Source organism: Pseudoalteromonas sp. PAB 2.2 (assembly GCF_001938575.1).
GTDB classification, from domain to species: Bacteria; Pseudomonadota; Gammaproteobacteria; order Enterobacterales; family Alteromonadaceae; genus Pseudoalteromonas; species Pseudoalteromonas lipolytica.
The window spans coordinates 37,476-48,342 of the sequence record NZ_LYPI01000025.1; the positions used below are offsets into that span (position 1 = coordinate 37,476).

The 10,867-nt window shown below is 42.1% G+C and carries 10 protein-coding genes and 2 rRNA genes; 6 read left to right on the forward strand and 6 right to left on the reverse strand.

Features of this window, described 5'->3' with window-relative positions; all coding sequences use genetic code 11:
• Window positions 1-54: 54 nt before the first annotated feature.
• The gene (locus BWD47_RS19100; protein WP_036973635.1) at window positions 55-519 is read left to right on the forward strand and encodes an energy transducer TonB; all 465 of its coding nucleotides are present in this window, start codon (window positions 55-57) and stop codon (window positions 517-519) included.
• Window positions 520-604: 85 nt separating this feature from the next.
• Window positions 605-850: a DUF3297 family protein gene (locus BWD47_RS19105; RefSeq protein ID WP_174403901.1), complete on the forward strand. Its 246-nt coding sequence runs from the start codon at window positions 605-607 to the stop codon at window positions 848-850.
• Between the two features lie 54 nt (window positions 851-904).
• Here the strand turns inward: BWD47_RS19105 and BWD47_RS19110 are convergent, their stop codons facing one another.
• The 4 genes from BWD47_RS19110 to BWD47_RS19125 form a co-directional block, all read right to left on the reverse strand.
• Window positions 905-2,200: a DEAD/DEAH box helicase gene (locus BWD47_RS19110; protein WP_036973637.1), complete on the reverse strand. Its 1,296-nt coding sequence runs from the start codon at window positions 2,198-2,200 to the stop codon at window positions 905-907.
• A gap of 168 nt (window positions 2,201-2,368) precedes the next feature.
• A complete protein-coding gene (locus BWD47_RS19115; protein ID WP_075594491.1) occupies window positions 2,369-3,553 on the reverse strand; it encodes an alpha/beta hydrolase-fold protein in 1,185 nt (394 codons plus the stop codon).
• A gap of 102 nt (window positions 3,554-3,655) precedes the next feature.
• Entirely contained in the window at window positions 3,656-5,476 is a 1,821-nt protein-coding gene (gene glmS / locus BWD47_RS19120; RefSeq protein ID WP_065979511.1) for a glutamine--fructose-6-phosphate transaminase (isomerizing), read from the reverse strand.
• A gap of 95 nt (window positions 5,477-5,571) precedes the next feature.
• Window positions 5,572-6,333, reverse strand: a complete 762-nt coding sequence (locus BWD47_RS19125; RefSeq protein WP_036973640.1) for a DeoR/GlpR family DNA-binding transcription regulator — start codon at window positions 6,331-6,333, stop codon at window positions 5,572-5,574.
• Window positions 6,334-6,487: 154 nt separating this feature from the next.
• Between BWD47_RS19125 and BWD47_RS19130 the strand changes: the two genes are divergently transcribed.
• The 4 genes from BWD47_RS19130 to BWD47_RS19145 all read left to right on the forward strand — a co-directional run bounded on the left by BWD47_RS19130 (window position 6,488) and on the right by BWD47_RS19145 (window position 9,926).
• Window positions 6,488-7,015, forward strand: a complete 528-nt coding sequence (locus BWD47_RS19130; protein WP_075594492.1) for a sugar O-acetyltransferase — start codon at window positions 6,488-6,490, stop codon at window positions 7,013-7,015.
• 133 nt (window positions 7,016-7,148) lie between these two features.
• On the forward strand, window positions 7,149-7,688 hold the full coding sequence (locus BWD47_RS19135) for a hypothetical protein (protein WP_083633689.1): 540 nt from the start codon (window positions 7,149-7,151) through the stop codon (window positions 7,686-7,688).
• A 118-nt stretch (window positions 7,689-7,806) separates the two neighbouring features.
• Window positions 7,807-9,081 carry a LysM peptidoglycan-binding domain-containing protein gene (locus tag BWD47_RS19140; protein ID WP_075594493.1) on the forward strand — a complete coding sequence of 425 codons (1,275 nt, stop codon included), beginning with the start codon at window positions 7,807-7,809 and terminating at the stop codon, window positions 9,079-9,081.
• Between the two features lie 92 nt (window positions 9,082-9,173).
• Window positions 9,174-9,926, forward strand: a complete 753-nt coding sequence (locus tag BWD47_RS19145) for a hypothetical protein (protein WP_075594494.1) — start codon at window positions 9,174-9,176, stop codon at window positions 9,924-9,926.
• A gap of 560 nt (window positions 9,927-10,486) precedes the next feature.
• On the opposite strand, the gene rrf is transcribed toward BWD47_RS19145, so the two are convergent.
• Both rrf and BWD47_RS19155 read right to left on the reverse strand, forming a co-directional pair.
• Window positions 10,487-10,601: ribosomal RNA gene (gene rrf / locus BWD47_RS19150) — 5S ribosomal RNA — on the reverse strand.
• A gap of 187 nt (window positions 10,602-10,788) precedes the next feature.
• Window positions 10,789-10,867, reverse strand: a 23S ribosomal RNA gene (locus BWD47_RS19155); the annotation flags it as partial.

A 10,867-nucleotide genomic window follows, 5' to 3' on the forward strand; every position in this document is an offset into this window, starting at 1 on the left:
TTCTTATCTTTAGTATTTATCGCTGAACAAAAAACAAACATGTTACGGATGACTATGTACAAATCGCTATTCGCACTATCACTGGCTTGCACATCTGTAAGCGCATACGCCAACCCAGACTTATCACGTAAAGTACCGTTTGTGGATATTCAAGCACAGGTACTTGATACCTCAGCCGGTGGGCTAACATGGCAGCGACTGCAGCAAATTCCAAATGTTCAATACCCTCGTGAGCTTTTAAATAAGCAAGGCAGTGGTTGCGCGATTGTTAATTTTAAAGTCACACCACAAGGCCAAGTAAAAGCGATAAATATTGAAAAATCTGCACCTAAGCGATACAGCAAAGAAGTCAGAAAAGCCGCAAGGAAAATCGTCAGAGACTGGCGCTGGCCAGAGCGCACCGATGAGCAGGTGGTTGATTTAACCATGCGTTTTGACTACTGCCTAACCCATGATTTCGATAAAAAGAGTGATGCCATTGCACAGTGTATAGATCATTCAGCGCAAGCGTGTGAGTAAACAACAAATTTGCACCACTGATACTTGAGCGAATGCGCGGTATTGCCTACAATGGCGCACAATTTATTCAATGCAGATCGCAACTATGACCGATACAACAAAACCAGCACTACCTGATCAACTTTCTATCAACCCACGTAGCAAATTTTATGTAGAAGAAGTATTCGAACATGAAATTGGTGTAAAACTAAACGGTAAAGAGCGTTTTGACGTAGAAGAATACTGCATCAGCGAAGGCTGGATCAAAATTGCAGCACCTAAAGCACTAGACCGTCGCGGCCAGCCATTACTTATGAAAGTAAAAGGCACTGTTGAGGTTTTTTATAAGTAAACTCTGTCTTACTGTAAATGAACAAGCCGACTTTCGTCGGCTTGTTCATTTTTGTTACTTACGACGCCAGCTACTCCAAACATCGTCTTCTTTGTTCACTTTATTTTTCTTCTTTTTCTTACCCGTGCCTTCCGGTTTTGCCATTGGCTTATCGCTTTTAAGCGCCTGTGCAGCATCAAGGTTTGCTTTATTCACTTCAAAACCTCCCACTTGCTCTCGCTCCAAGCGTAACTTATTTTTCTTTTCGATGATTCTAAAGTGATGAAAGTCTTCATAATCAATCAGTGATAACGCTAAACCCACTTCACCAGCACGGCCACTTCGACCAATGCGATGCATGTAATCAGCAGGGCTGCGCGGTAAATTAAAGTTAATCACCACTGGCAGTTTTTCAATATCTAAACCACGGGCAGCAATATCAGTGGCAATTAGTACGTCAATTTCACCCGCTTTGAATTTCTCGATTACGCGTGTACGCTCGCTTTGGCCTTTATCGCCATGGAATACTTGTGCGTTAATACCGCGTTTTTCTAGTTTATTGGCTAAGTGCTCACAGTCTTTTTTGGCGTTCACAAAAATAAGTGCTTGGCGCCATTGCTGCTGTTTAATTAAATGCGCTAAAACGGTGGTTTTCTCGCCTTTATTTACCGTGAATACACGCTGCACCAAGGTGCTTTCATCTTTGTTTTGTAACTGAATCTCTAGCGGATTTTTTAACAGCTCTTGCGTTAATAGCATTACTTGCTCAGGGAACGTAGCTGAAAACAACATCGTTTGCTTTTTAGCAGGCATTAACGCCAACAACTCAGCAAGCTCTTCTGTAAAACCAAGGCTCAATAGTCGGTCAGCTTCATCAAGCACTAAGGTGTTTACTTTATCTAGCTTAATGGCATTGCTTGAAATTAAGTCGAGCAAACGCCCAGGAGTTGCCACAATAATATCGGCACCGCCGCGTAGTGCCTGCATTTGTGTATTAACCGACACCCCACCAAATACAGCCATCGTTTTAATCGCGCCATTAAAATAAGCAGAATACGATTTAACATTATCAGCCACTTGCGTTGCAAGCTCACGCGTCGGCACCAAAATAAGCGCCGATACATAGTTACCTTTAGCATCTCGCTTTAATGCACCCTGTGATATTTTTTGCAATATAGGTAGTGCAAACGCCGCTGTTTTACCTGAGCCCGTATTCGCTCCTGCAATTAAGTCATGTCCCGCCAAGATACTTGGAATTGCTTTTGCCTGAATAGGTGTAGGCTGGGTATATTCAAGATCAGACAATCGAGCAACTAGCTCTGGAATAAGGCCAAGTGCATTGAAATTACTAGGGTTTGAGGCTGAGGTCATAAAGGTGTGGGCTCATTACTAAAATAGCCTGCAATTTTAACGCATTTATTGCCCGGTAAGTAGGGATTAGTGATTTAAATACCTTTTAGATGATAGCCACTGGTTTATGATAATTGCTCAATATTAAAAGAGGCACTTAAAAAGCCAACAACTAAGTTGGCCATATTATTAACTCTTACTCAACTGTGCTTCTAACCTCGTTTTTGTCTCTTTTAAGTAATCTAGATAAGGGTAAGTGTCATCTGCTACCGCTATTGCAGCTTCGATTTGAACCAGAGCTTGTCGAGTATTACCTTGCATTTCATAGCCATATGACAAAGCTGACAGTGCATACGCTGATTTAGGATAGTTTTTGATATTGTACTTAAACACCTCAATAGCCCGCTCAAATTGCTGGTTATCCGTTAAGCTGTAACCTAGTAGCCTAACAGCACGGTCTGGTGGCGCTATTTGCTCGCCCCATTGCTGAGATAAGCGTTGATAATAAGCATCAATTGATGAAACATCATCGCTCAATGCACTCAAAGGCATCTGTTTAGATAAAAATAAGCCATGGTAAGCATTAAATGCTCCGGCAGCTGAGGTTAAGTTATGCGAAACGCCAGCAAAGGCGTCGCTCTTAAAACGCAGATTTTGCACCTTACTATTTTGCATAGTTTGCTGCATATCATCGTATCTTTCACGCATAATGCCGGCTTCTTCGCCGATATTCATATATACATAGCTGTTGATACTGTTAGCTTTAGTAACAAAGGTTTTCAAGCTCTTAGCCGGAGCGCCATAGTTCCACCATACCGCGGGGCTATAAGCAATATGCGCTTGAAATAGCTCTGGCTTAGCCTGCATAGCGTAAAGAGCAAATACACCAGCAGCTGAGGCTCCCGCAATAACGCTATAATCATGAGTGCGATACTGTTTATTAACCAGAGGCATCAGCTCTTGCTCTACGAAAGCTAAAAACTTTGCTGCACCACCGCCCTCGCCAACGGGTCCTTGCGGTTCTTTGTTCACGGTGGGATAAAAATCTCTAAGTCGATTGGTGCTTTCAATCGCGACTACAATCACCTCTGGCGCTTGGTCATCTTGTTGTAAGCGCTCAAGCACTGCATTAATTAATGGCACATTACCAGCCCCATCTAAACGATATATAACGGGATATTTCTTATTTGGATGAGTTTGATAGCTTTTCGGTAATTGCACAACGACAGTGCGCTGCTCATTAAGCATACTTGATTCAAAAGTATGCGTTTGTTGGCTGTAATTTATAACCGGCTCATCTGCCGCTGGTTGAGCCATTACATGGTTAGTACAGAGTAAAAAACCGCTAATACAGAGTAACTTAAATAATCGCACGACTTATCCTTAAGAAATATTGGTAATTTTTTAAGCTAACAGAATTACAGGTATAAAAAAAGGCGCCTAGAACGCCTTTTTTAAAAATTCAACTAATTGATTTTACTCAACTGTCACCGATTTCGCTAGGTTACGTGGTTGGTCTACGTCGGTGCCTTTAATCACCGCTACGTAGTATGAGAGTAACTGTAGTGGAATTGTATATACAACTGGTGCAATCACGTCATCAACATGGTTTACATTGATCACACGCATTGTTTCGTCAGATTCGAAGTGTGAATCTTTATCTGCGAATACATAAATAATACCGCCACGAGCACGTACTTCTTCTACGTTTGATTTAAGCTTTTCAAGTAGCTCGTTGTTGGGTGCTACAACAATAATTGGCATGTCGGCATCAATTAAAGCTAGCGGGCCATGTTTAAGCTCACCTGCTGCGTATGCTTCCGCGTGAATGTATGAAATTTCTTTCAGCTTAAGCGCACCTTCCATCGCGATTGGGTATTGTGAGCCACGACCTAAGAATAGTGAGTGGTGCTTGTCGGCAAATTCTTCTGCTAACTCTTCAATGCCATCCGCTAATAACAATGCTTCTTCAAGCTTGTTAGGGAGTGTTTTAATTGCATTGACAATTACACGTTGGTCGAGGCCTTTTTCTTGCGCAATAGACGCTGTTAGCATTAGTAAGCCAACAAGTTGTGTTGTGAAGGCTTTCGTTGATGCAACGCCAATTTCGGCACCCGCTTTCGTCATAAAGGCTAAATCAGATTCACGTACTAAAGATGAACCCGGTACGTTACAAATGGTCATCGATGCCATGTAACCTTGCTGTTTAGCTAATCGCAATGCAGCTAGGGTATCGGCTGTTTCACCTGACTGAGAAATAGTGACTAATAGGCTGTTTTCATGCACAAATGATTCGCGGTAACGGAACTCTGATGCAATCTCAACGTTACAACTCACACCCGCAAACTGTTCAAGCCAGTAACGAGCCACCATTCCTGAGTGATAAGACGTACCACAGGCTATAATTTGCACGTGTTTTACATCTTTAAAGATTTGCTGGGCACTGTCGCCAAAGGCATCAATCGCTACAGTGTCATTAACAAGGCGACCTTCAAGTGTATTACGAACCGCAAGTGGCTGTTCGTAAATTTCTTTCAGCATGTAATGACGATATTCGCCTTTACCTGATGCATCTTGGGTGATGTTTGATTCAATCACTTCACGCTCTACAGCTTCGCCATTCGCATCAAAAATTTCCACGCTATCACGGGTAATACGCGCTACATCACCTTCTTCAAGGTAAATAAAGCTGCGTGTAACAGGTAGTAAGGCAAGTTGGTCAGATGCAATAAAGTTCTCACCAAGACCTAAACCAATCACCAGTGGGCTACCTGAGCGCGCTACAATGATTTCGTTGTCGTTCGCTTTATCGAAAACAACAGTACCAAATGCACCTTCAAACTGCTTAACTGCAGCTTGTACTGCTGCTAATAGCGTGTCATGTTGCTGACGTAACTGGTGAATAAGGTGCACCATTACTTCGGTATCAGTTTCTGATAAAAACTCATACCCATCGCCTTTTAACGCTTCACGCAGGCTGGCATGGTTTTCAATAATACCATTATGAACAAGGGCAATTTCGCTTTTTGAAATATGCGGGTGCGCATTGGCCTCTGTTACACCACCATGCGTTGCCCAACGCGTATGTGCAATACCGGTAGTGCCATTAACAGCGGCATCATTAAGTGCAGCTTCTAAGTTTGCAACCTTACCCACTGCTTTAACTGTGTTTAGTTCATTACCTTTAAGTAAAGCCACACCTGCTGAGTCATAGCCACGGTATTCAAGGCGCTTTAAGCCTTCAACAAGAATTTTATTTACTGGGCGTTCTGCAACAGCCCCAACGATTCCACACATAATCTCTCCTTTTGCACATGCCAAAGTGTCTCACTTTGGGCAGTATGTGTTGTCATAAAATTTATGTAATAAGATGTTGTCGGTCTTATTACGGGTTATTCAATGTCTGCACAAATCAGCTGCACACCACATTTTCTTATCGCCTCGCGTTTCTCTTCGCTAAGGTTGTTGTCTGTGATAAGTGTGGTAATTTGCTGCCAAGGCAGTTCTAAATTCGGTATTTTTCGGCCTATTTTATCTGACTCAACAAGAACAACGACTTCACGAGCCGATTCAGCCATTACTTGGCTAAGGCCCACTAATTCATTAAAGGTCGTTGTGCCTCTATCTACATCAATGCCATCGGCACCAATAAACAGTTGGTCAAAGTCATAAGAGCGCAAAACGTTCTCTGCAACTTGGCCTTGAAACGATTCTGAATGCGGATCCCAGGTGCCGCCGGTCATCAATAATGTCGGTTCGTTTTCCAGTGCTAATAAACGGTTAGCGACTTTAATGGCATTCGTCATTACTACTAGGCCACGTTTACTTGCAAGCTCAGGGATCATGGCAGCCGTTGTGCGACCACTGTCTATGATCACTCTGTTATGATCTTTAATAAGGCCCGCAGCCGCTTTAGCGATTGCTATTTTACGTACTGAGTCTTCTTCATCACTCACGATCTCTTGCGGTAATGCAATAGCCCCACCATAGCGGCGCAGTAATAAGCCACTTTTCTCAAGCGCTGTTAAATCTTTACGAATGGTCACTTCGGAGGTTTGAAACTGCTCAGCCAGCGCTTCAACGGCTACTTCGCCAAGTTCATTAACCTGACTTAATATTGTATGACGACGTTGTTGAGTGTTTCGTTTTGTCATTAACCTGATCACATAAGTTTCGTTTCGAAAGTTACGGGATTTTAAACGAAACAATATAAATGGCAAGTGAATGTTTTATAACCCCACTAAGTTTATTTTGATCTCTGACTTTTACGCGATAAGCTATCTTTAGAATTTACTAAGACTGATCACCATGAAAGAGTTTAATAGCCTAGATAAATCCCTGATTGAACAGCGTAAAAACGCACATGAGATTTGCCGTTTATTTGCCAAAAGTCCCAGTAAAGGCAATTTAAAACGACTAAAATGCATGTTTGCTCAGTGTGGTGAACAGGTCGTTATTGAAGCGGGTTTTCATTGTGATTATGGCAGTGGTATTAAAATAGGTGATCGAACCTTCATAAATATTAACTGTACAATACTTGATGCGCCGCTATCAGATGCACAAATTACCATAGGCAATGACTGCTTAATTGGCCCAAATGTGCAAATTCTTGCAGTATCGCATGCAGCAAACCCCACCGAGCGTTTAGCTAAAGCTAATTTTGCAGCGCCGATTAGCATTGGTAATAATGTATGGATTGGTGCTGGCGCGATTATACTTGCAGGTATTAAAGTTGCTGATAATGCCGTAGTTGGCGCAGGGGCAATAGTTACTAAAGATGTCGCGGCAAATACCCTAGTAGCAGGTAACCCCGCAGTGAAGATTAAAGACCTTTAAAAATTACAATATAGCGATATTAAATTGAGCACACATTGTCGGCTAACCTGCCAATTTAGAACATTTTCTTACAATTAGAACTCACCAAGATTGATATTATTGTACCCATTACAGTTAATGGATTAAATTCAATATGAAATACCTCGGCTTAGCACTTTTTGCACCACTTGCCTTAATTCCTTCTACAAGCTTTGCAGGGGTTTATGACAACCCTAATATAAACCTGTTTGTGAAGTCAGAACGTAATAGCACTGATTCAATCACCTCGGCAGGTGTCGAATTTATAGCTAAAAATAACAACAGCAATTTTGGCGCAGCATTGACAACAGCGCTTGGGTCAGCTGAAGTGTTTACTAAAAAAGGTGATCGGGAGACATTTTTAACCCTCGATACTGGCATAAAATTTGGCTATTTCAGTGACTTTTTTGTCTATGGCGAAGTGGGCTTAGATTTAATTGAGCTTGCTTTCTACGACGACCGAAAAGACCATGACTATAACGACCGCTTCGATGACGATAACAATAGTATCGATGGCTATGTGGGTGTTGGTATAGGCGTGGACTCTAAGCCATTCAGAATAGAGATCTATGCCAGAGCCCGAGAAATAGACAGCCGCTATTGGGAGGCACAAAACCATGGTTATGCTGGGTTACAAGTTAGTATTTCGTTTTAATTTCAATTGGGTGAGAGAGTTAGCACGTTGTTAATCTAATGGTCATTTTTAGCTCACCCTATGTTAAGCTTAGGCGCTTTAGTTTACCCGCACCTAAGTTAACGGAGTATTTTAATACGTGTTTTTAAATCGATTTTTAGGCCTTGTTGTTTGTCTTATTGTAACAGGCTGTCAGACTGCCCCTGAGTCTCTTACTGAAAAGAAGCCCATAATTAAGGCAAATCCAGATACTGTGGTTACAGAATCTAAAACAGAACAAGTAGATGCGGTGCCACCGCTAAAACCAAGTGAACTTGAAGATGTGTGGCAGCGTATTCGCGTTCAACTGCAGTTTAGCGATTCAAGTCATCCTGATGTACAAAAGCGCATTGCTTGGTACCTTACTCATCCGAATTATATGGAAGAAATAAGCCGTCGGGCAGCGCCGTATTTGTATCATATCGTCACAGCAGTAGAAAACCGTGACTTACCCATAGAACTTGCCCTAATGCCGCTTATAGAGAGCGATTTTGATGCCAGTGCCTATTCGCACAAGCATGCATCGGGTTTATGGCAACTCACTCCTTCAATTGCCAAATACTTTAAAGTAAAAATTACTCCTTGGTATGATGGTCGCCAAGATGTGATTGACAGCACACGTGCAGCTCTCGATTTTATGGAGTATCTTTATAAACGCTTTGATGGCGATTGGTATCATGCTATTGCTGCCTACAATATCGGTGAGGGGCGAGTGTTACAAGCTATTGCTCGTAATCAGAAGCAAGCTAAACCAACCGATTTTTTCAGCTTAAAACTGCCATCACAAACTCGTCAATATGTGCCCAAGTTGCTCGCTGCGGCACAGTTGCTTAAACATCAAAAAATGGTCTTTCCGTCGATTAAAAATGAAGAAGCAATTAGCATCTTGCCTGTGTCAGGGGCTGTGATCTTAGCTGACAAAGCAAAATGGCAAGAACTCGAAGAGTTAAACCATGGCGTAATTCGCTACCCTGCAGTAATAGATGCGCCACATATTGTGGTACCAAAAGATCAACAGTCGACTTTTAAAACACTGTTAGCAAATCAGAAAAGTAATGATTACAGCCAGTGGCAACATTACACCGTAAAACGCGGCGATAGCTTAAGCGTGATAGCAAAACGTTATAAAGTGACTGTCAGCCAGCTTAAAACCTTTAATAGCTTAAAAACGAACATTATTCGCGTAGGTCAAAAACTCATATTACCGCATTTAGCTGATCAACAAATTGAGTACAAAGTAAGAGCAGGCGACAGCTTATGGAAAATAGCAAAGCAATACAAAGTCAGCATAACAAAACTAAAGCAATGGAATAACCTTTCTAGGGATAGTCTAAGAGTAGGCGAAAAGCTCACCGTATTTATCTCAAATAGTTAATACCAAATCAGGGAGTTTTACTCCCTGTCTCTTTTATATATCCAATTAAAGTTGTATCTTTAGTAGTCTATAAAAATAACAACGACAAAGTCATGGATAATCAACAAAAGGACGTCACCGAATCCACTCTTGAGACACATCAGCAAGAGGCAAGCGATGAACACCAACCAAAATCAACCACGGCAAGCACTAAACCCGACGACTCTAAACAGCCTAAAGCTTGGTTTACCAATGAGCGCCTAAACCTCTTTCTCGCACTGTGTGCCATTATTATTTCAGCAGCGTCTTTTTATGCCACATACCTGCAAGCAAATGCTGCAGAACGACAAGTAAAAGCCGCCACATGGCCTTGGCTTGAAGTTATAACGGGGAATTTTGATGAAGAAAAAAATCTACCTAAAATCACCTTTGTACTCACTAATTCAGGATCAGGACCTGCGATAGTAAAGTATGTGAAGTATCACTATAACGACCAATCATATTTAGATATCTATAAAGTAATTTCTGCATGTTGTTTTGATACACAAGCATATGAAACACAGCTACAAACTCTGCAAGATGATTCTCCCGACATAAATATTTTCGAAGCATTTGGCTGGATTATGACGAGTGCCAGTGATAACCGTTTACTGGCATCTGGCAGCGAACTTAAACTTTTTGGTTTCAAGCGAACGGGATTTAATGAAACTCAATGGGACAAAGTAAACAAGCAACGTAATAACATCAAAACCGAGATCTGCTATTGCTCTTTACTAGAACAATGCTACCTAAGCGATGGCCGCGCAGATGTAAAAGAAATAGAACAGTGTGATATATCAAGTAATTCGCCAGACACAGCGCCGTGAATATTAGGGGTTATGTATGAAGAGCATATCAGACACTTTCGGCACTCAAGTGCCTCCACGCCCTAATTAGGTTAGCGTAAAGTGAAGTAGCCCATTTTAGAGTCCCTTCATTCTTGTCATCATGATTAAGCAACGTGGGAACCGTGATTGAACATCGTGATTAAGAAGCGTAGGAACGGCTTTAGCCGTGAATCTCAGGGGTTATGTATGAAGGCCATATCAGACCCTTTCGGCACTAAACTGCCTCCTACTACGCCTAGTTATTTGAGCCAGAAGCGAAGTGAGCAATTTAAGGGAATCTTTCATTCTTGTCGTCATGATTAAACAACATGGGAATCGTGATTAAACATCTGATTATAAAGCGTGGGAACGGCTTTAGCCGTGAATGTCAGGGGTGTTGTATGAAGACACTTTCGGCACTCAAGTACCTCCTACGCCTCTTCATCTTGCGCTTATGCCTACAAGGATATAGGTCGTAGGGGGTCTTGGTTGGGTGTTTTATTTTTCTACAGGCAACAAAAAACCCGCTGCATTGCTGCAACGGGTTTCTTTAATTAGGAGCCTGGCGATGTCCTACTTTCACATGGCAAATGCCACACTATCATCGGCGCTGTTTCGTTTCACTACTGAGTTCGGCATGGRGTCAGGTGGGTCCAAAACGCTATTGTCACCAAGCAAAATGCGTGGAAAGGATTCTCGACAAAGCGCATCGCGCTTACGAGTCCTTTGCGCAAGGTGAACTGATTTCGCATTAAGCGCTGCGGTTCACCCTACATAAAATTCGGAAATCTGATAATCGTAAATCTACTTTAGTATACTAACTTCTGTCTGTTACGCTGTCATAAAACGCGTTTGGCGTTGTATGGTTAAGCCTCACGGGTAATTAGTACAGGTTAGCTTAATGGCTCACACCACTTCCACATCCTGCCTATCAACGTTGT